We start from the raw sequence: 22,584 nt of genomic DNA on the forward strand, positions 1-22,584 counted from the left end.
AAGATTTATATTGCTATTTTTCCGAAGTCATGCTCTATTCAGCGCATCCCGTCCTCATGCAGAGGGGCGTACGCGTCGTCACGATACGTTGAGGCGGGGAGCGGTGGCCGCGGGCCTGTCAGGTGCTTTTGCGCTGGACGATTGGCAGTTCGCGGACGTTCAAGCCGTGTGGTCCTGGCGCCCCGAAGCTGGCGCCAAGCCTGCGTGACATCACGTGTCGCGCTGGTGACGGGGGCAAACAAGCCGGTCCCCGGGGAGAGCTCGGAGCAGACGTTAAGCCCATCGCGCAGGGAGGGCCGGGCCTGTCCGGCTGAACCTGTGGTACCTGCCGCCTGCATTCTTTTGAGCAGGCGGGCCACGGGCCTCAGTCGGGGCCCGGCCTTCCCTGCGCCCTCTGCAAAATTCAGAGGGCGAACGACATGCATCCCTCGAGCAAATCATGCTGCGAGAAGGCTGAGGCATGTCTACGGCTCGCGTTGCAGCCAATGATCATCGTATCGGGGAGCATCAAACGGATGCGTATGAGGGCTGCGTTGCGAGGCACGCTGCCCACCCTCCCCTGGAGGGGGAGGGTCGCCTCTCATGAGCGCAGCGAAACGTGAGGCGGGGTGGGGTGATCTCTCCACAGGCGCCAGCGCCCGCGGCTCACCCCACCCCGCTCGCCCGCTTCGCGTGCGATCGACCCTCCCCCTCCAGGGGAGGGTGGCATCTCGCTCGTGGACGGATTTCGGCGCACGCGATGACGAAGCAGAGATCACCGCGATCAGCTCAATGCGCCTCGTCCCAATTGTCGGCGGCCCGCGCATCGACATGCAGCGGCACCGACAGCAGCACCGCCGGGAAGGGGGCGTCCTGCATGACGTGCTGCACCACCGGCAAGGTCGCGGCGACCTCGCCGTTCGGCACCTCGAAGATCAGTTCGTCATGCACCTGCAGCAGCATCTGAGCCGACAGCTTCTTTTGCGCCAGGGCCTCCTCGACGCGGATCATGGCGCGCCGGATGATGTCGGCCGCGGTGCCCTGCAGCCGCGCGTTGATCGCGGCGCGCTCGTTGAAGGCGCGCACCGAGGCGTTGGAGGCCTTGATCTCGGGGTAATGGCACTTGCGGCCGAACAGCGTGGTGACATAGCCGTGCTTGCGGCAGAACTCCTTGGTCGCGTCCATGTAGTCGCGAATGCCGGGGAAGCGCTCGAAATAGCGCTTGATGTAGGCCGAGGCCTCCTCGCGGGCGATGCCGAGCTGGTTGGCGAGGCCGAACGCGGAGATGCCGTAGATGATGCCGAAATTGATCGCCTTGGCGCGGCGGCGCACCTCGCTCGGCATGTCCTTGATCGGCACGCCGAACATCTCGGATGCCGTCATCGCGTGGATGTCGAGCCCGTCCTTGAACGCCTGTTTCAGCACGGGGATGTCGGCGATCTCCGCGAGCAGCCGCAACTCGATCTGCGAGTAGTCGGCCGACACCAGCTTATGGCCCGGCGTCGCGATGAAGGCGCGGCGGATCTTGCGGCCATCTTCGGTCCGCACCGGGATGTTCTGCAGATTCGGCTCGTTCGACGACAGCCGGCCGGTGGTGGTCGCCGCCAGCGCGTAAGTGGTGTGCACGCGATGCGTCTGCGGGTTGACATAGGTCGGCAGCGCATCGGTATAGGTCGATTTCAGCTTCGAGACCTGGCGCCATTCCAGGATCTTGCGCGCGAAATCGTTGCCCTGCTCGGCGAGATCATCGAGGATGGAGGCAGAGGTCGACCAGGCGCCGGTCTTGGTCTTGGTGCCGCCCGACAGGCCCATCTTGCCGAACAGGATGTCGCCGATCTGCTTCGGGCTGCCGACATTGATCGGCTCGCCGGCCAGCTCCTGCAACTCGGCCTCGACGCGCGCCGCGGTCTGGGCGAAGTCGCCGGACAGGCGCGACAGCACCTGGCGGTCGATCGAGATGCCGCGCCGCTCCATGCGCGCCAGCACCGACACCAGCGGCCGCTCCAGGGTCTCGTAGACCGCGGTCATGCGCTCCGCCGTGAGGCGCGGCTTCAGCACGCGCCAGACCCGATGGATGACATCGGCGGCTTCCGCGGAATGCGCGGTCGCGCGATCGATGGCGACCTGCTCGAAGGTCAGCTTGTTCCGGCCGCTCCCGATCAGCTCACCTTCACTGATCATGGCGTGTCCGAGCACGTGCTCGGACAGCGAGTCGAGCTTCTGCGATCCACGTCCGGCGTCCAGCGCGTAGCTCATCAGCTGCACGTCGTCGGTGTTGGTCAGGGTGATGCCGGCCTGCGCCAGCATCACGGCCGTGAACTTGATGTTGAAGCCGATCTTGAGCAGGCCGGCCGATTCCAGGATGGGCGTCAGGGCAGCGAGCGCCTCGCTGTCCCTGATCTGGCCAGGTGCGAGCCCGGCATCGAACAGGCCGCCGCCATCGCCGGCCTGGCGATGAGCCAGTGGGATGTAGCAGGCGTCGTTCGGCGCCAGCGCCAACGCGATGCCGCACAGGCTGGCCTGCATCGGATCGATCGAGCTGGCTTTGACATCGATGGTGACCCGACCGAAGTCATGGACGCGGGCGAGCCACGCATTCAGCTCCGGTACGGTGCGCACGGTCTGATATTTATCGCGATCGATCCGCGCGCTCTTGGCCGCCTCGGCCCTGGACTCGGCGAGGCTGGCGGGTGTGCCTTTGCTCATCGCCGACTTGTCGGTGCGCGGGTCACCGCTGCGAGGAGCGGCGGCTGGCTTGCTCAGTGTGCTCCCTCCCCCGCTTGCGGGGGAGGGCGGGGTGGGGGCTGCGGCCGGACTCGATCCCACCTTCAACTGTTCATCCGCCGACACGTCGGCCGGATCGATCTGCGAATACTCGGCGACGCGGCGCGTCAGCGTGGTGAACTCCATCGCCTTGAGGAAGGCGATCAGCTTGCGCGGATCGGGCTCGTGCACCGCGAGGTCGTCGAGTGGCACATCGAGCACGACCTTGTCGTCGAGCAGCACCAACTGGCGCGAGATCCGCGCCTTCTCGGCGTTCTCGATCAGAGCCTCGCGCCGCTTCGGCTGCTTGATCTCGCTTGCGCGCGTCAGCAGGCCTTCGAGATCGCCATAGTCGGTGATCAACTGCGCGGCGGTCTTGATGCCGATGCCGGGCACGCCCGGCACGTTGTCGGTGGAATCGCCGGCCAGCGCCTGCACCTCGACCACCTTCTCCGGCGGCACGCCGAACTTCTCGATCACCTCGGCGACCCCGATGCGCCGGTCCTTCATCGTGTCGTACATCGTGACGCAGTCGTTGACGAGCTGCATCAAATCCTTGTCCGAGGACACGATGGTGGTGGTGGCGCCGCGCTCGCAGGCAAGCCGCGCATAAGTCGCGATCAGGTCGTCCGCCTCGAAGCCCGATTGCTCCAGGCACGGCAGGTCGAAGGCGCGGACGGCCTCGCGGATCAGCGCGAATTGCGGGATCAGGTCGTCGGGCGCCGGCGGCCGGTGCGCCTTGTAGTCGGCGTAGATCTTGTTGCGGAACGTGACCTCGGACTTGTCGAACACGATGGCCAGATGCGTCGGTCGGTCGGTCTCGGGCATGTCGCGCAGCAGCTTCCACAGCATGTTGCAGAAGCCGAGCACGGCATTGACCTGCAGCCCGTCGGACTTGCGGTTGAGCGGCGGCAGCGCGTGATAGGCGCGGAAGATGTAGGACGAGCCGTCGACCAGGAACACATGGTCGCCGTTGGCCGCGCCCTTGGCGGCGGCAGGCACAGGGGCGGCGGGCGTGGCGGCGGCTTTCTGGGGAGCTTTGGGCATGGCCGCAATGTAGGGATTTTCGCTCGCATTGACAGCCGTGACGACGCCATGCGCACCGGATTTTTCCGCCCCTCAGTCCGGTCGGACGCAGCGGGTCAGGAACTCCATGACGGCGCGAATGAGGGGCGTGCGCCTGAGGTCGCGATGAACGATGAGCCAGATGTCCCTGCTGATGGCCGCGCCGGCTTCGAAGCGGGTGAGGTCGGGATCATGATCGCCGAGAAAATGCGGCAGGGCGGCGAGCCCCAGCCCTGCGCGCGCCGCTGCGGCCTGGCTCTCGAGATCGCTGCTCCGAAACACGATCGGGCGCTGCCCGGCGACCGCCTTCAGCCATTGCTGCTGGGGTGCCGAATCCATGCTGGCATCATAGGCGATGAATCCGAGCGCATGCTGCGGCGTCTCCTTGAGATAGTGCGGCGCGCCGTAGAGGTTGAAGCCGAAGCGGCCGATCTTGCGTGCGATCAGGCCGGGCTCGTCGGGACGGGACAGTCGCAGAGCGATGTCGGCTTCCCGTCGGTTGAGCGAGGCGCTGCGCTTCTCGCCGATCAGCTTGATGATGATGGCGGGATGCCGTCGGCGCAGCTCGACCAGCCGTGGCGCGATCAGCCTGTTGGCGAGCGTCGGCGGCGCGCTGACCGAGACCTCACCGGCCAGACCGGGACGCGATGCGACCACGGCGCGCTCGATCGCGAACGCGGCCTGCTCCATCGGGCCGGCGGCCGCGGCGAGGCGGCGGCCGTCCTCGGTCAGCTCATAGGCCCGCGCTCGGCGGTCGACCAGCTTCAGCCCGGTGGCCCGTTCCAGGGCCGCGACCCGGCGGGCCACCGTGACATGATCGACGCCGAGACCACGTGCGGCGGCCGACAGCGTGCCCTCGCGGGCCAGCGTCACGAAGTGGTGAAGGTCGGTCCAGTCGATCCGCATGTTCGAATATTCACAACAGGGGAGCCAAATTGGGCAATTCCGCAGAATGCCAACGCTGACCACACTGTCCGGATCAAGGCAAGATGTGTGGAGACGGGCATGGTTGCTATCGTTCGACTGAAGTCACCCGGCGGCGCGGAGAATCTGGTGCTCGAGAATGTTGAGCTGCCGGCGCCGGGCGCCAACGAGATCCGGTTGCGCCACACCGCGATCGGCGTGAACTTCATCGATATCTATCAGCGCAGCGGCCTCTATCCGCTGCCCGACGGAATTCCTGGCGTCGAAGGGGCGGGGGTCGTGACGGCGAAAGGCGCGGACGTGACAGAGTTGTCCGTCGGCGACCGCGTCGCCTATGCCGGCGCCCCGGTCGGCGCCTATGCCTCGGAGCGAAATCTGCCCGCCTGGCGCGCGATGCCGCTGCCCGACGCCGTGTCTGAAGCGAGCGCTGCGTCGACCCTGCTGAAAGGCATCACGGCGGCGATGCTGCTCAATCGTACCTATGCCGTCGGAGCCGGAACGACGCTGTTGGTGCACAGTGCCGCCGGCGGGCTCGGCCAGGTGCTGACGCGACTGGCTCGGCTGCGCGGCGCGACCGTCATCGGCACGGTGAGCTCGGAGGCCAAGGCGGAGCTCGCGCGTGCCGCCGGCGCGCGCCATCTGATCGTCGGCCGGGATGCTGACTTTGTCGATGCCGTGAAGCGATTGACCGACGGGCGCGGCGTCGATGTCGCCTATGATGGCGTCGGCGGCAAGACGCTTGCGCGGACGCTCGCCTGCGTCAGGCCGTTCGGGACGGTCGCCAGCATCGGTCAGTCCGGCGGTCCAATTCCAAGCCTTACCGTCGAGGAGCTGGGGCCGCGCCGCAGCCTGTCGCTGGCACGCCCGAGCGTGATGGCCCATATCAACGATGTCGCCGACTATCGCAGGGATGCAGCGACGGTTCTCGCCGCGCTCGCCGATGGCGATCTCGTCGGCCACGGCACCGCGTATCCGCTGGCGCGGGCCGTCGAGGCCCATATCGATCTGGAGAGCGGCCGCAGCCGTGGCGCGCTGCTTCTGGTGCCCTGACGGTGACGCTACTCCGCCGGCTGCAACACGGCTTTCGGCTTCGGCGGCGCGATCCAGAACGCGATCGGGCGCTCGAACAGGAAGCGTGCGCCGAGGCGCAACGCGAGGCGCCAGATCACGAGCGCGCCGAGCACGCCGGCGACGGTCACGAGCAGGGAGATCGTGCCGATGTCGGCGATGGCGCCCGTCTTCAGCAACAAGGTGCGGGTCGCCGCCATCGGCAGGAAGAAGGCGAGATAGATCACGATCGAATGCTCGCCGCAGAACCGCAATGCGTTGAGGAGCTGCGCGCGCGCCAGCAGCGTGCCGGCGATGATGATGGCGACGGCGCCGGCATAGCCGAGCATGAGGGAGACAGCCGGCCATTCGCTGACACCGAGGTTCACCAGCGATTGGTTGATCACCGCCCAGGCGAGCAGGCCGACGATGGCGAGCATCGGCTGCGCCCGCGCGCGATCCGACAGCGCGAAGATGGTGGGCGCGAACAGGTAGCCCGAATAGATGTAGACGAAGCGGGCGCAGAATTCGTCGACCACGGTCCAGCCGGTGACGATGTGCGCCATTTCCAGGCCGGCCGCGATGCCCCAGATCACCGGCGCCGGCAGCTTTCGTGTCAGTTTGATGACGACGAAGAAGATCGGCAGCAGATAGATGAACCACAGCGTGCCGAACGGCTCGATGAAGGATTCCAGGTACAGGTAACCGGCGTGCGGCCAGCCGGACGCGGCGGCGAAGCCGGGCGCCTTGAAGCCGAACTGGATGGTCACCCACAGCACGTAGAAGTAGGCGAAATGCACCACCTTGCGGTCGAGATAGGTACGCCAGTCCCGGTTGATCACCAGTGGCAGAAACAGGCCGGAAATCAGGAAGAAGTCGGGCATCCGGAACGGCTTGGCGAAGGCGACGACGGCGTGCATGAAGCCGGTCTCGCCGGCGGCGAGCTCGACGCCGAGCACCGAGTGCATCATCACCACCATGATGATGCAGATACCCTTGGCGTAGTCCACCCAGTCGATGCGCGTCTCGGTTCCGGCCGTTTTCGGCGTACCATTCGCGGTCATGCTGTCCCTCTTTGGCGCGGAGCTGCCGCATTGTCGGGCAGAGCCGTTAATACTCCTCCTTGTCATCCAAACGTCATGCCGTTTTCTAAATTCCCCTTGAACCGCAAATGGTTTAAGACGCGAAAGTATTAACCTTGAAGGATGGGTTTCGATGCGAATTGCGATGATCGGCACGGGCTATGTGGGTCTGGTGTCCGGTGCCTGCTTCGCCGATTTCGGTCACCAGGTGACCTGCGTGGACAAGGACGAGAGCAAGATCGCCGCGCTGCATCGCGGAGAAATCCCGATCTTCGAGCCCGGCCTGGATGCGCTGGTCGCGGCCAACGTCAAGGCCAAGCGGCTCGATTTCACCACGGACCTCAAGCAGCCGGTCGCGGAGGCCGACGCCGTTTTCATCGCGGTTGGTACGCCGTCGCGGCGCGGCGACGGACACGCCGACCTCACCTACGTCTATGCCGCCGCGCGCGAGATCGCGGCCTCGCTCACCGGCTTCACCGTGGTCGTGACGAAGTCGACGGTGCCGGTCGGCACCGGCGACGAGGTCGAGCGCATCATCCGCGAGACCAATCCGACGGCCGATGTCGTCGTCGCCTCCAATCCGGAATTTCTGCGCGAAGGTGCCGCGATCCGCGATTTCAAATGGCCGGATCGCATCGTCGTCGGCACCGCGGACGAGCGTGGCCGCAAGGTGCTCGGCGACATCTATCGCCCGCTGTCGTTGAACCAGGCGCCGATGATGTACACCGAGCGCCGCACCGCCGAGCTGATCAAATACGCCGCCAATGCGTTCCTCGCCACCAAGATCACCTTCATCAACGAGGTCGCCGATCTCGCCGAGAAGGTCGGCGCCGACGTGCAGGAGGTGGCGCGCGGCATCGGTCTCGACAACCGCATCGGCTCCAAGTTCCTGCATGCCGGTCCGGGCTTCGGCGGCTCGTGCTTCCCGAAGGACACGCGTGCGCTGATCAAGATCGCGCAGGACTACGACACGCAGCTGCGCATCGTCGAATCGGTGCTGGCGGTGAACGACAACCGCAAGCGCGCGATGGCGCGCAAGGTGGCGCATGCCGTCGGCGGCAATCTGCGCGGCAAGACGGTCGCGGTGCTCGGCCTCACCTTCAAGCCGGAGACCGACGACATGCGCGAGGCACCGTCGATCCCGCTGGTGACCGGTCTGCTCGACATGGGCGCCAAGGTCCGCGCGCATGATCCCGTCGGCATCGAGCAGGCCAAGAAGGAGCTGCCGGAGATCGCCTACTACGACGATCCCTATGAGTGCGCGACCGGCGCCGATGCGATCGTGCTGGTCACCGAATGGGTGCAGTACCGCGCCATGGATCTCGATCGCCTCAAGGAGGTGATGGCGCATCCGGTCGTCGTCGATTTGCGCAATGTCTACCGCCCCGACGAGATGGCCGCCCACGGCTTCGTCTACGAGAGCATCGGCAGGCCATCGGTGAAGGGCGGTTGACATGGCATTGTCATACCCCGCGCAGGCGGGGTATCCAGTACGCCCGATCTTCGTGATCCGCGAGATTTGCGCTTACTGGATCACCCGCCTTCGCGGGTGATGACGGGTTGCTGCTATTGCCCCTCCGCTTCGACACACCGCTGCCCATCGATGCCGTGCTGGACGACCTGTCCGGCACGCTCGAACGCAGCAACACCGCCGTGCTGGTGGCGCCGCCCGGCGCCGGCAAGACCACGCGGGTGCCGCTGGCCTTGCGTGATGCAGTCTGGGTTGGGGACAAGAAGATCATCGTGCTGGAGCCGCGCCGGATCGCGGCCCGCGCCTCGGCCGAGCGCATGGCGAAGTCGCTCGGCGAGCGCGTAGGCGACACCGTCGGCTACCGCGTGCGCTTCGGCTCGAAGATCTCGCGCGCGACCCGCATCGAGGTCGTCACCGAGGGCATCTTCACCCGGCAGATCCTCGATGATCCCGAACTGATCGGCGTCGCTGCCGTGCTGTTCGACGAATTCCACGAGCGCTCGCTCGACGCCGATCTCGGCCTCGCATTGGCGCGCGATGCGCAGCAGGGGCTGCGCGAGGATCTCCGTATCCTCGTGATGTCGGCGACGCTCGACGGCGCCCGCGTCGCCAGACTGCTCGGCAATGCGCCGGTGGTCGAGAGCGAGGGCCGAGCCTATCCGGTCGAGACCCGTTATGTCGGCCGCAAGCCGGATGCGCCGGTCGAGCGCCAGATGGCCGAGACCATCGCCAGCGCGCTGCGCGCCGATGCCGGCTCCGTGCTCGCCTTCCTGCCGGGCGCGGCCGAGATCCGGCGTACCCAGACCATGCTCGCCGAGCGCGTTCATGATGCCAGCGTTGAGATCGTGCCGCTGTTCGGCGCACTCGATTCCGCCGTCCAGGACCGCGCGATCTCGCCCGCCCCGAAAGGGCAGCGCAAGGTGGTGCTGGCGACCTCGATTGCCGAGACTTCGCTGACCATCGAAGGCGTCCGCATCGTGGTCGATTCCGGTCTCGCCCGGGTGCCGCGCTACGAGCCGGACATCGGCCTCACCAGGCTGGAGACGGTGCGGGCTTCGCGCGCCGCTGTCGATCAGCGCCGCGGCCGCGCCGGCCGCACCGAGCCTGGCGTCTGCTACCGGCTATGGGACGAGCCGCAGACGGCCTCGCTGGCGGCCTATACGCAGCCGGAAATCCTCAGCGCCGACCTGTCCTCGCTGGTGCTCGACCTGGCGCAATGGGGTGTCAATGACCCCTCCGCGCTGAGCTTCCTCGATCCGCCGCCGCAACCGGCTTGGAAGGAGGCAAGGGACCTGCTGCGCGAGCTCGATGCGCTCGATGCCGATGGCAGGCTGACCAACGAGGGCCGGCGGCTGCGGGCGCTGGCGCTGCCGCCGCGGCTGGCGCGGATGATCGTCGATGCCGCCGACCACGGCGCGGCGGCGCAGGCCGCCGACATCGCCGCCATCCTGACCGAGCGCGGGCTGGGCGGCGACAGCGTTGATCTCGAGGTGCGGCTCGATCAGTTCCGCCGCGACCGCTCGCCGCGCGCGCAAAGTGCCCGCGACCTTGCGCGGCGGTGGGCGCAGCAGGTGTCGTCCGCGTCCGCCCGCGCCGGAGACGCGGACATCTCCACCGGCCTGATGCTCGCCTTCGCCTTTCCCGACCGGGTCGCGCGCAATCGCGGCAATGGCAGCTTCGTGCTCGCCAATGGCCGCGGCGCCGCCGTCGACCCCGCCTCGTCGCTGGCGCGCGTGCCGTATATCGCGGTCGGTGAGCTGACGGGAACGGCGGCCAGCGGCCGCATCCTGCTGGCGGCGCCGCTGGCGATCGAGGATATCGAGCGGCATTTTGCTGCACATATCGAAGCGAGAGACGAGGTCAGCTTCGATCAAAACGCGATGGCGTTGCGGGCGCGCCGCCGGCGCAAGCTGCATGCGATCACCATGGCGGATGCGCCAGTCGCGCTGACGCCGTCGGAGGAGACCGCGCGCATCTTCGCGGAAGGGATCTGCGCGGCCGGGCTCGACCGGCTGCCCTGGTCGAAGGCCGCCAGGCAGTGGCGTGACCGCGTCACCTTCCTGCGCAAGGCGGAAGGCGACAGTTGGCCGGACCTGTCGGAGGCGGGCCTGGCCGAGCGGCGCGAGGACTGGCTGGTGCCGCTGCTCGCCGACAAGACCTCGCTCAAGGACATATCGCCCGGCGACGTCTCCGACGCCGTGATGGCGCTGCTGCCCTGGGATCTCCGCGCCCGGCTCGACCGGGAGGCGCCGACGCATTTCGAGGCGCCGACCGGCACCATGCTGGCGATCGACTACGAGGCCGAGCAGGGGCCCACCATCGCGGTGCGGCTGCAGGAGCTGTTCGGCCTGAACGTCCATCCCTCGATCGCGCGCGGCGCGGTGCCCCTGGTGCTGGAGCTGCTGTCGCCGGCGCAGCGGCCGGTGCAGGTGACGCGCGATCTGCCCGGCTTCTGGCGCGGTTCCTATGCCGCGGTCCGCACCGACCTGCGCGGCCGCTATCCGCGCCATCCTTGGCCCGACGATCCGGCCCATGCCGAGCCGACCCGGCGGGCCAAGCCGCGGGGGACGTAGCTCATGCAAATTGTACCGCCGCCGTCGTTGTCGTTAACGCTTCACTCATCGTTTTCGCCAAAATGGCGGCGGCAGCCGGTCGTTCGCAGTCGCCCGTCAGCGGCTTTGATGGTCAAATCGGTTGCGGGGTAAAGTCGGGCGTTTGCGTCATGCGTAACATAATGATCTTCGCGGCCGTTCTCGTCGGTCTCGGCACCTTCATGGCGCAACTGGCCGATCGCCTGACCCCCGCGTCGGCATCCGCGACGCCGTCCGCGCGGGTTGCCACGGCGGAACCGTCTGCTGCGGGCCAGCGCAGCCTGAGCATTCCGACCGACCGCCGCGGTCACTTCCGCGCCGACGGCCGCATCGACGGCCAGCGCATCAGCTTCATGGTCGATACCGGCGCCTCGATGGTCGCGCTGAACGAGAGCTCGGCCGCCCGTTTCGGCCTGCGTCCGGCGCGCGGCGACTACACCGCCACCGTGACCACGGCCAACGGCACCGTGAAGGCCGCCCGAGCCAGGCTCGCGATGGTCGAGCTCGGCGAGCTCACCGTGCGAGACGTCGATGCCCTGGTGCTGCCCGATACGGCGCTGTCGGAGAATCTGCTTGGCCTGTCCTTCCTGTCCAAGCTGAAGCGTTTCGCCTACGCCAACGGCCAGATGGTGCTGGAGCAGTAGGCTGTACCGAAGCGGAATGTTGTTTCGCGCGTCACCGGCCCTCACATACCGGCAGGCAGGCCGATCCCGAGTCGCAGTCATTGAATAGCTCGTCTGGTGGCCTGCTCGAGCGGTCCTGCCCGATTGTTGCCTGCATTCCTCTGCCTTCTGACACTGTTGTCTGACGTCGTGCTAAGCACGAATGCCTTCTTCCATTGATGTGATATTTGCCGAGGCCGTCTCCTGATGTTTCCGAAACCCAAGCCCGTCCTGGTTCCCAATACCTACGCCTTCGAATCCGAGCCGATGGTGAAGCCGACGGGCTTCCGCGAATATGACGCGCGCTGGCTGTTCAACAAGGAGATCAATCTGATGGGGGTGCAGGCGCTCGGCATGGGGCTGGGCGCGCTGATCGCCGAACGCGGCGTCAAGCAGGAGATCGTGACCGGGCACGATTTCCGCGGCTACTCCGCCTCGATCAAATACGCGCTGATCTCGGGCCTGATGGCCGCCGGCTGCAAGGTGCATGACATCGGCCTTGCCGTGACGCCGATGGCCTATTTCGCCCAGTTCGATCTCGACGTGCCCTGCGTCGCCATGGTGACCGCCTCGCACAACGACAACGGCTGGACCGGCGTGAAGATGGGGGCCAACCGCCCGCTCACCTTCGGCCCCGAAGAGATGACCCGGCTCAAGGAGATCGTGCTCGAGGCCGCGTTCAAGAATGGCAGCGGCGGCTCCTATCAGTTCCATGAGAATTATCCGGCGCGCTACATCGCCGACCTCACCAGCCGTCCCAAGCTGAAGCGCAGGCTGAAGGTGGTCGCGGCCTGCGGCAACGGCACCGCGGGCGCGTTCGCGCCGCAGGTGCTGGAGGCGATCGGCTGCGAGGTTGTCCCGCTCGACACCGAGCTCGATCACACCTTCCCGAAATACAATCCCAATCCCGAAGACATGGAGATGCTGCACGCCATCCGGGACGCCGTGTTGGCGCACAAGGCCGATGTCGGCCTCGGCTTCGACGGCGACGGCGACCGTTGCGGCGTAGTCGACAATACCGGCGAGGAGATCTTCGCCGACAAGGTCGGCGTGATGCTGGCGCGCGACATATCGGCGATTCACAAGGATGCACAGTTCGTCGTCGACGTGAAATCGACCGGCCTGTTCATGACCGATCCGGTACTGCAGGCGCAGGGCGCGAAGACCGAATACTGGAAGACAGGCCATTCCTACATGAAGCGCCGGACCAATGAGCTCGGCGCACTCGCCGGCTTCGAGAAGTCGGGACACTTCTTCTTCAACCGCCCGTTCGGGCGAGGCTATGACGACGGTCTGGTCTCGGCGATCGCGATCTGCGAGATGCTCGATCGGGCGCCGGGCAAGTCGATGGCCGACCTGAAGGACGCGCTGCCAAAGACATGGTCGTCGCCGACCATGTCGCCGCATTGTGGCGACGAGGTCAAATACGGCGTCGCCGACGCTGTCGTGAAGCACTTCCAGGCGCTGCAGCAGCAGGGCGGCAAGGTGGCGGGGCAGAAGATCCGCGATCTCGTCACCGTCAACGGCGTCCGCGTCACCGTCGAGGACGGCAGCTGGGGTCTGGTGCGAGCGTCATCCAACAAGCCCGAGCTCGTGGTGGTGGTCGAAAGCCCGGTGTCCGAGCGGCGCATGCACGACATGTTCGAGGCGGTCAACGAGGTGCTGCGGACGCATCCCGAAGTCGGCGCCTACAACCAGACGATCTGAGGCCGCGCTGATGATGTCCCGTTAGGGCGCTGATCCCATCCTATTCGATGGGATCAAGCGGCCCTCAGGGAGCTCAGGAACTGATCGACCTCGGATTTGAGCCGGGTCGATTGCGAGGTGAGTCCGGTCGCGGACTCCAGCAGGCGCGAGGCGGCGCTGCCGGTCTCGTCGGAGGCACGGGTCACGCTGCCCATGCTTTGGCTGACCAGCCGCGTGCCCTCGGCCGCCTGCTGCACGTTGCCGGAAATTTCTCCGGTGGCGAGGCCCTGCTGCTCGACCGCGGTGGCGATCTCCTTGGAGATGTCGTCGATCTCGGCAATCGTTCCCCCGATCGCCTGGATGGCGGAGACGGCGTCACCCGTTGCGCTCTGGATGCTCTGCACCTGGCTGGAAATTTCCTCGGTGGCCTTCGCGGTCTGGTTGGCGAGCGCCTTGACCTCGCTTGCCACGACGGCAAAGCCCTTGCCGTGCTCGCCCGCGCGCGCCGCCTCAATGGTGGCGTTCAGCGCCAGCAGGTTGGTCTGGCTGGCGATCGTCTGGATCAGCGTCACCACCTCGCCGATCTTCTGAGTGCCGGCAGCCAGGCTCGCGACCACGGTGTTGGTGCGGCGAGCTTCGTCCGCCGCTTTCGCGGCGATCTCCGCCGACCGCGTCACCTGCTGTGAGATACTGTTGATCGACGCAGTCAGCTCTTCCGTTGCGGCAGCGACCGTCTCGACATTGGTCGACGCCTGTTGCGAGGCGCCGGCCGCGGCCGACGTCTGGCGCGAGGACTCCGCGCTGCTCCGGCTCATCGACGAGGACAGGCTCTGCATCTCGTTGGCGGCGACGGCCACCGCCTCGACGATGCCGCCGATCTTGCGCTCGAAGCCTTCCGCAAGCTCGCGACGGGCAAGATCAGCCTGCTGCTTGACGCGTTGCTCGGCCTCGAACCGCTCGGCGGTGGCGCGCGCCTCGGCAGCGATCGCCGATTCGGCTTCCGCGGTCTTGCGCGCGCTGGTTTCGAACAACTGCGTCAGCTTGAGCGCAAGGGCGATGAGAACACCGGCCTCGATCAGCAGGATGACCGCATGCAGCACAACGCGGCCGAAATCAGCGCCGCCCGGGTAGATCGCTGCAGGAAAGACGAAGTTCAGGACCAGATGGTGAAGCGCGACGGCGACGGTGCCGGCCAGGATCGGCCGGTAGTCGCAATATGCGACCAGACAGGCGAGCGCGGCGAAAAAATACATGTGCATGTCGATCTGCCAGGCATGTCCGGACATCTGGTAGACAAGCACAGATACACCGCCCATGACGGCGACCGCGACCGTGAGCTGGGTCGACAAGGTGTCGCCGGCGCTGCGCCAGGAAAGGGTCGCCACCACCGCCATGACGACCATGAGCATGGTCGGCATCAGCCAGTCGCCGCGCGACAGCCCGATGATGAGGGAGAGCGGAACGTGAACCCAGAGTACCGCCAGCAGAAGCTTGCTGGTCGTGTGCCGGAGGGTTGCCAGATCGCTGGTCTCGACGTTCATTTCCGATTCCCCCAAAGAGATCATTTTGCAAGGCAGGCGGAGACCGCCTGCGGATCGATGATGAGCCAGGCTCCGGCCTCGCGCAGCCGCGCCGAGCCGTCGTGTTCGCCGGGACGAACGACCAGCAGCGATGAAATGGTCGTTGTGCGCACGAGCGCGGCGTCAGCCGAGGCCGCAGCGAGCATCGCGTGTTGCGCGCTCCACCAAGGTGGGAAAGCGACGGCCACGATTTCGCTCCCCGCGCGCACTTGGAGTGACAGCGCTGCGACCGCGACAAAGCTCGCGATCAGAAGCGCCGTGGCATTGAGCCACGGGCGCGAAGACTGAGGTATGGTTGCACCGGACGTCATCACATCCAAGAATAGAGGGATGGGAATAACTTCCGGTAAACGTTCGTTAGGGATGACGACTGGAGTTTGGGACGCCGGCGCTGCAACGTCCAAGCGGCCCGGAATGCTCGGCTCAGACCGGCGGCACCGGCAGCGCCGTCACCGACTTGATCTTCTCCATGGCGAAGCGCGAGGTGACGTTCTTCAGGGGCACCGCGCTGATCAGCTTCTTGTAGAAGACATCGTAGCTCTGCATGTCCGCAACGACGACGCGCAGCATGTAGTCGACGTCGCCGGCCATCCGGTAGAACTCCATCACCTCCGGCATCGAGCTGACCGCCTCGGCGAATTTGCGCAGCCAGGCCTCGGAATGGTCCGCACTCTCCACCGACACGAACACGGAGATGCCGAGCCCGATCTTGTTCTGATCGACCAGGGCCACCCGGCGCAGGATCACGCCATCGGCCTCCAGCCGCTGGATGCGCTTCCAGCACGGTGTCGACGACAATCCGACCCGATCGCCGATCTCGGCGACGGAGAGCGATGCGTCCTCCTGCAGGACCATCAGAATCTTGCGGTCAATGGCATCGAGCCGGCGATTGGCCTCGGAGCCTTGGGCGGCGACATCGGTCATGGAGAAACTTGTTCCATAGGAAGGCTATAAAACCCTCATATAGAGAAAATCGTTCCAAGGCAAGGATCGGCCGTTCAGCCCTTTGCGGCCGGGTCTGGCCGTTTCCGCAGAGCGCCGGGCTGGTTTCTTGTTACCGCTCGTCGTTCTCCTTCAGCCAGCGGCCGACCAGATGATGAGCAATGGCGAACGGATGCGGTCCCGCCAAGCCATCCGGATGCTGCCGCAGCAGCATCTGCCGGGCCTCGTCGCGGCTGAACCAGCGCACGTCCTCGAGCTCGGTGCGGTCGATGACGATGTCTTCGTTGAGCGCTCGGGCGCTGCAACCGATCATCAACGACGACGGATAGGGCCAAGGCTGGGTCATGTAATAAGTCACGTCGGTACAGCGAATGCCCGATTCTTCGAACACCTCGCGCCGGACGGCGTCCTCGATCGTCTCGGCCGCCTCGACGAAGCCGGCGAGGCAGGAATACATGCCGGCCGGAAACTGCTTCTGCCGCCCGAGCAGGCACTTGTCGCCCGAGGCGACCAGCGAGATCACGACCGGATCGGTGCGCGGGAAATGCTCCGTCTTGCAGCTCGGGCATTCGCGCTTCCAGCCGCCCTCGCGCATCGCGGTCTTGGCGCCGCAATTTGCGCAGAAGCCGTGGCGCTGATGCCATGATACCAGGGACTTCGCCATCGCGATCGTCGCCAACTGGTCGACGGGGATCGCGCCCTGCATCGCCACCCCGCGCAGCTCGGTGACCGCCACATCGTCGCGCCCGGCGAGCTTCTCGACGGCCGCCGGCGAGATGCCCATGCCGAACACCGCCGCGCCGTCCTGCAGCCCGAGGAAGATCGTTCCCGGATTGGCACCGAATTTCAGCGCCTCGTCGATCGACAGCAGCGCGCGCAGCTTGTCGCCCTCGCGCTTCAGCACCAGCGAATCGCGATGCACGACATAGGCCCGCGTCGACGGCTTGCTCTCGAAGCCGAGCAGCCTCTCGTCATGGAAGCGCAGATGGGCGGCGCGATCGATCGGATGGCCGACGAAGGCCGGCTTGCCCAACGGAAACAAGTCGAATGGCGACATCTCTCACCCTAGCCAGATCTTGCGCCTGATAGCGCTGATGAACTGCTGCACCTCCTGCGCATCGTGGGGCACAGCGGGCGCGGCGCCCCACACCGGTCGCGGCCAGGCCACGTCACTTGTGCGTCGCGCGATGATGTGGACGTGCAACTGCGGCACCATGTTGCCGAGCGCGGCGACGTTGAGCTTGTCGCATTTGGTGATCTCTTTGAGCGCGCGTGACGCCCGCGTGATCTCGGTCATCAGCTGCGCCTGCGCGACCTCGTCGAGATCGATGATCTCGACCGCGCCCTCGCGCCGCGGCACCAGCAGCAGCCAAGGATAGTTCGCGTCCTTGATCACCAGCACGCGGGACAGCGGCAGGTCGCCAATGTCGATCGTATCCTTCGCAAGTTGCGGATGCAGCGACCAGGCTGATTCGGGCATGCGGCGGTTCCTGGCGGATGGTCAGGTGGGGAGCTCGCGGGCACCTAAAGCCTTTCCGAGCTGCGGCACAAGCCCGCGGGGCGGTAGACTAGGCCGGCGAAGCTCGCGCTTGCTTTCCGGACCATTTGGCCCCAAATAGGCAGCGGGAGATTGGCGGTGGACGAGCCACTCGCCAACCGGGTCAGGTCCGGAAGGAAGCAGCCCTAACGAGGTCCGGATCGGGTCGCTCGTCAGTCTCCTACCTGTTTTCTCGAGCGAATCGCGCAAAGATGGCGGGGACCCCGCGCAGGGCGGGCGCTCGACCGCGCTCCGGCTGATTGCGTCGACGATCGCGATCGATGCCGGCCTGGAATGCTCACTTGCGGATCGCTCGATGACCGACGCTGGCGCCCCACCTGTTCCGCCTGACAGCGCCGACGCTCCCGCCAAGCCCTACCGGGTGCTGGCGCGCAAATACCGCCCCTCCAGCTTCGCAGATCTGATCGGCCAGGAGGCCGTGGTGCGCACCGTCTCGAACGCGTTCGAGACCGGCCGGATTCCGCAGGCCTGGATTCTGACCGGCGTCCGCGGCGTCGGCAAGACGACCACCGCCCGCATTCTCGCCCGCGCATTGAATTACGAGCTGCCGGACGGCTCGGTGAAGGGGCCGACCATCCATATGCCGGTGCTCGGCACCCATTGCCAGGCGATCATGGAAAGCCGGCACATGGACATCCTCGAGATGGACGCGGCGTCCCACACCGGCGTCGATGACGTCCGCCAGATCAATGACAGCGTCCGCTATGCGCCGGCCAGCGCGCGCTACAAGGTCTACATCATCGACGAAGTCCACATGCTGTCGACAGCGGCGTTCAACGCCTTCCTGAAGACCTTGGAGGAGCCGCCGGAGCACGCCAAGTTCGTGTTTGCGACCACCGAGATCCGCAAAGTGCCGGTGACGGTGCTGTCGCGCTGCCAGCGCTTCGATCTGCGCCGCGTCGAGGCCGACGTGCTGATGAAGCATCTTTCGGGCATCGCGACCAAGGAAGGCGTGACGATCGAGCCCGAGGCGCTCGGCATCATCGCGCGCGCCGCCGAAGGCTCGGTGCGCGATTCGTTGTCGCTGCTCGATCAGGCGATCGCGCACAGCGCCGGCGAAGTCCGAGCCGACGATGTCCGTCAGATGCTGGGCCTCGCCGACCGCTCCCGCGTGATCGACCTGTTCCACCATCTCGCCAGCGGCGACATCGCTGCCGCCTTCAAGGAATTCCGCGAGCAATATGACGTCGGCGCCGACCCCGTGGTCGTGCTGTCGGATCTGGCCGAGTTCGTGAACTTCGTCACCCGGGTGAAGGTCGTGCCGGCCACGGCCGACAACGTCGCCTTCAGCGAGACCGAGCGGCTGCGCGCGCGCGACTTCGCCACCAAGCTGTCGATGCGGGTGCTGTCGCGGATGTGGCAGATGCTGCTCAAGGGCATCGCCGAGACCCAAGGCGCGACGCGCCCGGCCGCCGCCGCGGAAATGGTGCTGGTACGGATTGCCTACGCGGCCGATCTGCCGACGCCCGACGAAGCCATTCGGATGATCGACCAGAACGGCGGCGGATCTCCCGTTGTCACGAACGGCGGCGGAGCGCGTGCTGCGCCGGCATCCACCATGAGCGCGGGAACGCCGCCTGTGATGACGTCGGCGCCGATGCAGGCGCCGCGCGCGCAAGGCCCGACGCTCGCCGCGGTCGGCGGTTCGATGCGCCCGCAGGCGATGTCGTCACAGCCGGCGCCGGCAACACAGGACCAGCCCGCGCTACGCATCGCGAGCTTTCAGGAACTCGTCGCGCTGGCCGGCAAGAATCGTGATCTGATCACCAAGAGCGCGCTGGAGATGGACGTGCGGCTGGTCCGCTTCGAGGAGGGACGGCTGGAGATCGCGCTGGAACGGACGGCGCAGCGCTCGCTTGTCTCGGACCTCGGCCGCAAGCTGGAAGACTGGACCGGGCGGCGCTGGACGGTGATCGTTTCCAACGAGCCGGGTCAGGCGACCTTGCGCGAGCAGAATCTGCGCGCCAAGAGCGAGCGAGAGGCGGCGGCGGAGGCCGATCCGCGCGTACAGGAGATCCTGGCGCGGTTCCCGGGCACCAAGGTGGTCGAAGTGCGCCGGCTCGCCCCCGAGCCGCCCGAATCGGACGCCAGTGCTGTCGAGCCGCCCGACGAGTCCGACGATGATGATTTCTAGAGCATGATCCGGAAAAGTGGAAAACGGTTTTCCTCGCGACAAACGCCAAAGGCGTTTGCGCGGAGATCATGCTCAACCAGATGGCTGATGATGAGGTGCTCCGATGGCTGACTTTCTCGGCATGATGAAACAGGCGGCGCAGCTGCAGACGAAGATGCAGGAGATGCAGGAGGAACTCGGCAACGTCGAGGTCGAGGGCATCTCGGGCGGCGGTCTGGTTGCCGTGCGCATGACCGCCAAGATGGACGTGAAGAGCATCAAGATCGATCCGTCGCTGCTCAAGCCGGAGGAGGCCGAGATCCTGGAGGACCTGCTGGTGACCGCGCATGGCGATGCACGGCGCAAGGCGGAAGCCGCGATGCAGGAGAAGATGCAGGCCATCACCGGCAAGCTCGGCCTGCCGCCCGGCTTCGGTTTTGGTTAGTTGACCTGATGACATTCGTGAACTGATGGCCGTCGCTGGTCCTGAGATCGAACGCCTGATCCAGCTGCTCGCGCGCCTGCCCGGCCTCGGGCCGCGTTCGGCGCGGCGCGCCGCCCTGCATCTGATCAAGAAGCGCGAGGCGCTGATGGTGCCGCTTGCCTCGGCGCTGCAGGTCGCGATCGATCGCATCCAGGTCTGCAAGACCTGCGGCAACATCGATACGCAGAATCCCTGCACGGTGTGCACCGATCCGCGGCGCGATCCCGCGATGATCGTCGTCGTCGCCGATGTCGCCGACCTCTGGGCGCTGGAGCGCGCCAAGGCCTCGAACGGCCGCTATCACGTGCTCGGCGGCACCTTGTCGCCGCTCGACGGAGTCGGTCCGCAGGATCTCACCATCGACGCGCTGGTGCAGCGCGCGCATGCGCCGGAGGTGCAGGAGATCATCCTCGCTCTGAACGCGACGGTCGACGGCCAGACGACGGCGCACTACATCACCGACCTCCTGCAGGAGGCGAACGTCAAGGTCACGCGGCTGGCGCATGGCGTGCCGGTCGGCGGCGAGCTCGACTATCTCGACGAAGGCACGCTCTCGGCCGCGATGCGGCAGCGGACCTTGTTCTAAGCACAGACGGAAGTGAATTGATGACGAAACGCGGATTCGGCAAACGGCTGGCTTTGGGCGCGATTCTGGCGGCACTCTCGGCGCCGTCGGTGCTGGCGCAGCAAAGCGAGGCACCGCAGAAGGCGGGGCGTCCGCTCAATGCCGGTGACGTGCTGTCGGGCGAGCTGACGGCGCTGAAGCTGAAAGGCGCCAAATCGGGCCAGCCCTCCGCCGCCTATCAGATCACCAGCGAGCCGCGCCGCCTGCCGCCGCCGAGCGGGCTGTGCAATCTCGAGACCGGACCGGAGACGTTCCAGCTCGTCACCGCGAACACGGCGCAGGCCTCGCAGCTCAAGGGCCTGCTCGGCAAGCAGATCGCGGTCAAGGTCGACGAGATCGCCTGCGCCCAGGATGCGGGGCAGATGAGCGAGGCGGTCGTGACCAAGTGGAGCTTGGTGAAGCGGTGACACTTGGGACGCTGCGAGCGCCGCCTCCTGACTTCTGCAGTCATCGCCCGGCTCGACCGGGCGATCCAGTACGCCGCGGCCCTCGGTTGATAGCTGACGTCTCTGGAATACTGGGTCATCCGCCTTCGCGAGTGACGACAGTTGACGGTGAGGCGGCAGCTACAACTTCACCGGCCCCAAATCATCGAAATGCCCACGCCGTTGCAGCCAAGCGAGCAGCACGAGGCTCGGGATCGCGACGAGCACGCAGATGACGAAGAATGCAGGCCAGCCGGTCGCTTTCGCCACATAGCCCGCGCCCGATGACAGATAGGTTCGTCCAACCGCGGCGAGCGCGGTGAGCAGCGCATATTGGGTCGCGGTGTGCAGCGGGTTCTGGCACAGCGCAGAGAGATAGGCGACGAAGATCACGGTGCCGATCGCGCTGGTGAGGTTCTCCGCGGAGATCGCCAGCGCCAGCGCCCACTGATTGACGCCGACGATGGCGAGCCATGAGAACGACAGGTTGGCCAGCGCCTGCACGATGCCGCCGATCCACAGGCTGATGGCGAGCGAATAGCGCCGCGCGACGAAGCCGCCGGCAAAGCCGCCGGCGAGCGTGGCGGCGAGGCCGACGCCTTTCACGATCGCGGCGTAGTCGACCTTGCTGAAACCGAGATCGATCACGAACGGCGCGGTCATCGTGCCGGAGAAGGCGTCAGTGAACTTGAACAGCACGACGAAGGCGAGCGCCGTGAGCGCATCACGTCGGCCGAGGAACTCGACGAAGGCTCCGGCAGCCGCATGCATCACGCGGGTGAGCGCGGTGTCCGCACCCATCGCGGCCTCCGCCTGCTGCGACTGGGCCGGCTCGGTCGCCGCGAGGGCCGTGATCGTGCCGATCAGCACCAGTCCGGCCATCGCAACATAGCCCCACATCCAGGACGACGGACGCGTCAGCCCCGAGTTCTCGAATGCACTGACCACCACCAGTGCGCCGGCGGTCGAGACCAGCATGCCGATGCGGTAGGCGGCGACATACGCCGCCATGCCCGCGGCCTGCTCACTCTCCGGCAGGCTCTCGACGCGGAAGGCATCGACCACGATGTCCTGGGTCGCCGACATCGCGGCGACCAGCAGCGCGGCCAGCGCCACCATGAACGGCGCGTGCGCCGGGTCGGTCAACGCCAGCAGCAGGATGGCGGCGATCAGCAGCAGTTGCGCGAACACCAGCCAGCCGCGCCGCCGCCCGAAGGCGCGCGTCAGCAGCGGCACGTGCAGCGCGTCGACAAGCGGCGCCCAGAGGAATTTCAGCGTGTAGGGCGTGCCGACGAGCGCGAATAGCCCGATGGTCCCGAGGTCGACGCCGAGTTCGCGCATCCAGATCTGCAAGGTCGAGCCGGACAGGGCCAGCGGCAGCCCCGACGAAAATCCGAGGAACAGCACCACGAGCACGCGCGGCTGTAGATAGACGGCCATGCTCTCGCGCCAGGTGGGGGCTTTTGGCGCAGCCTCGGGCTTTGCGCCGGTCGCGGTGATGTCGGAAGAAGCCTCAGGTACGGTCATGGATGGGTGGTAGCAGATTGGCGCAAGAAACGCTCTCCATCTCAGCTGTCATCGTCCGCG

The 22,584-nt window shown here is 66.4% G+C and carries 18 protein-coding genes and 1 other RNA gene; 10 read left to right on the forward strand and 9 right to left on the reverse strand.

The features are described 5' to 3' along the window. Positions 1 to 768: 768 nt before the first annotated feature. Together polA and QX041_RS27815 are read right to left on the reverse strand one after the other, a co-directional pair. Complete coding sequence (gene polA / locus QX041_RS27810; RefSeq protein ID WP_315825857.1) at positions 769 to 3,789, reverse strand: DNA polymerase I; 3,021 nt, start codon at positions 3,787 to 3,789, stop codon at positions 769 to 771. A 72-nt stretch (positions 3,790 to 3,861) separates the two neighbouring features. Next, the gene (locus QX041_RS27815) at positions 3,862 to 4,713 is read right to left on the reverse strand and encodes a LysR family transcriptional regulator (protein ID WP_315753825.1); all 852 of its coding nucleotides are present in this window, start codon (positions 4,711 to 4,713) and stop codon (positions 3,862 to 3,864) included. 99 nt (positions 4,714 to 4,812) lie between these two features. Here QX041_RS27815 and QX041_RS27820 point away from each other — a divergent pair, with 99 nt between their 5' ends. Next, positions 4,813 to 5,781 carry a quinone oxidoreductase gene (locus tag QX041_RS27820; RefSeq protein ID WP_315825858.1) on the forward strand — a complete coding sequence of 323 codons (969 nt, stop codon included), beginning with the start codon at positions 4,813 to 4,815 and terminating at the stop codon, positions 5,779 to 5,781. Between the two features lie 8 nt (positions 5,782 to 5,789). On the opposite strand, the gene QX041_RS27825 is transcribed toward QX041_RS27820, so the two are convergent. Next, positions 5,790 to 6,842 (reverse strand): acyltransferase family protein, encoded by a 1,053-nt coding sequence (locus tag QX041_RS27825; RefSeq protein WP_316167264.1) that lies wholly within the window; start codon positions 6,840 to 6,842, stop codon positions 5,790 to 5,792. Positions 6,843 to 6,993: 151 nt separating this feature from the next. Here QX041_RS27825 and QX041_RS27830 point away from each other — a divergent pair, with 151 nt between their 5' ends. From QX041_RS27830 to QX041_RS27845, 4 genes are all read left to right on the forward strand, one after another. Then, entirely contained in the window at positions 6,994 to 8,313 is a 1,320-nt protein-coding gene (locus QX041_RS27830; protein ID WP_315715339.1) for a UDP-glucose/GDP-mannose dehydrogenase family protein, read from the forward strand. A gap of 116 nt (positions 8,314 to 8,429) precedes the next feature. Then, the gene (gene hrpB / locus QX041_RS27835; protein ID WP_316167392.1) at positions 8,430 to 10,904 is read left to right on the forward strand and encodes an ATP-dependent helicase HrpB; all 2,475 of its coding nucleotides are present in this window, start codon (positions 8,430 to 8,432) and stop codon (positions 10,902 to 10,904) included. A gap of 161 nt (positions 10,905 to 11,065) precedes the next feature. After that, the gene (locus QX041_RS27840; protein WP_315799204.1) at positions 11,066 to 11,566 is read left to right on the forward strand and encodes a TIGR02281 family clan AA aspartic protease; all 501 of its coding nucleotides are present in this window, start codon (positions 11,066 to 11,068) and stop codon (positions 11,564 to 11,566) included. 225 nt (positions 11,567 to 11,791) lie between these two features. Next, on the forward strand, positions 11,792 to 13,291 hold the full coding sequence (locus tag QX041_RS27845) for a phosphomannomutase/phosphoglucomutase (RefSeq protein ID WP_316167265.1): 1,500 nt from the start codon (positions 11,792 to 11,794) through the stop codon (positions 13,289 to 13,291). Between the two features lie 53 nt (positions 13,292 to 13,344). Here the strand turns inward: QX041_RS27845 and QX041_RS27850 are convergent, their stop codons facing one another. The 5 genes from QX041_RS27850 to QX041_RS27870 form a co-directional block, all read right to left on the reverse strand. Beyond that, on the reverse strand, positions 13,345 to 14,811 hold the full coding sequence (locus QX041_RS27850) for a methyl-accepting chemotaxis protein (protein WP_316167266.1): 1,467 nt from the start codon (positions 14,809 to 14,811) through the stop codon (positions 13,345 to 13,347). Positions 14,812 to 14,831: 20 nt separating this feature from the next. Next, positions 14,832 to 15,161 carry a hypothetical protein gene (locus QX041_RS27855; RefSeq protein WP_315752316.1) on the reverse strand — a complete coding sequence of 110 codons (330 nt, stop codon included), beginning with the start codon at positions 15,159 to 15,161 and terminating at the stop codon, positions 14,832 to 14,834. Between the two features lie 112 nt (positions 15,162 to 15,273). After that, positions 15,274 to 15,774, reverse strand: a complete 501-nt coding sequence (locus tag QX041_RS27860; RefSeq protein WP_315715344.1) for an Lrp/AsnC family transcriptional regulator — start codon at positions 15,772 to 15,774, stop codon at positions 15,274 to 15,276. A 130-nt stretch (positions 15,775 to 15,904) separates the two neighbouring features. Further along, entirely contained in the window at positions 15,905 to 16,849 is a 945-nt protein-coding gene (gene nudC, locus QX041_RS27865) for an NAD(+) diphosphatase (protein WP_315752214.1), read from the reverse strand. A gap of 3 nt (positions 16,850 to 16,852) precedes the next feature. After that, positions 16,853 to 17,272, reverse strand: coding sequence for an HIT family protein (locus tag QX041_RS27870; protein ID WP_315752213.1), 420 nt, complete (start codon positions 17,270 to 17,272; stop codon positions 16,853 to 16,855). A 145-nt stretch (positions 17,273 to 17,417) separates the two neighbouring features. Here QX041_RS27870 and ffs point away from each other — a divergent pair. The 5 genes from ffs (at position 17,418) to QX041_RS27895 (ending at position 20,979) form a co-directional block, all read left to right on the forward strand. After that, positions 17,418 to 17,514: signal recognition particle sRNA small type (gene ffs / locus QX041_RS27875), an RNA gene on the forward strand. A 131-nt stretch (positions 17,515 to 17,645) separates the two neighbouring features. Continuing rightward, positions 17,646 to 19,484, forward strand: coding sequence for a DNA polymerase III subunit gamma/tau (locus QX041_RS27880; protein WP_316167267.1), 1,839 nt, complete (start codon positions 17,646 to 17,648; stop codon positions 19,482 to 19,484). A gap of 103 nt (positions 19,485 to 19,587) precedes the next feature. Further along, positions 19,588 to 19,908 (forward strand): YbaB/EbfC family nucleoid-associated protein, encoded by a 321-nt coding sequence (locus QX041_RS27885; protein ID WP_315715348.1) that lies wholly within the window; start codon positions 19,588 to 19,590, stop codon positions 19,906 to 19,908. Positions 19,909 to 19,933: 25 nt separating this feature from the next. After that, entirely contained in the window at positions 19,934 to 20,533 is a 600-nt protein-coding gene (gene recR / locus QX041_RS27890) for a recombination mediator RecR (protein ID WP_315715349.1), read from the forward strand. 20 nt (positions 20,534 to 20,553) lie between these two features. Beyond that, a complete protein-coding gene (locus QX041_RS27895; RefSeq protein ID WP_315715350.1) occupies positions 20,554 to 20,979 on the forward strand; it encodes a hypothetical protein in 426 nt (141 codons plus the stop codon). Between the two features lie 159 nt (positions 20,980 to 21,138). On the opposite strand, the gene QX041_RS27900 is transcribed toward QX041_RS27895, so the two are convergent. Then, a complete protein-coding gene (locus tag QX041_RS27900) occupies positions 21,139 to 22,524 on the reverse strand; it encodes an AmpG family muropeptide MFS transporter (protein WP_316167268.1) in 1,386 nt (461 codons plus the stop codon). Between the last annotated feature and the right edge of the window lie 60 nt (positions 22,525 to 22,584).

Source organism: Bradyrhizobium sp. SZCCHNRI2009 (assembly GCF_032485115.1).
Classification (GTDB): Bacteria; Pseudomonadota; Alphaproteobacteria; order Rhizobiales; family Xanthobacteraceae; genus Bradyrhizobium.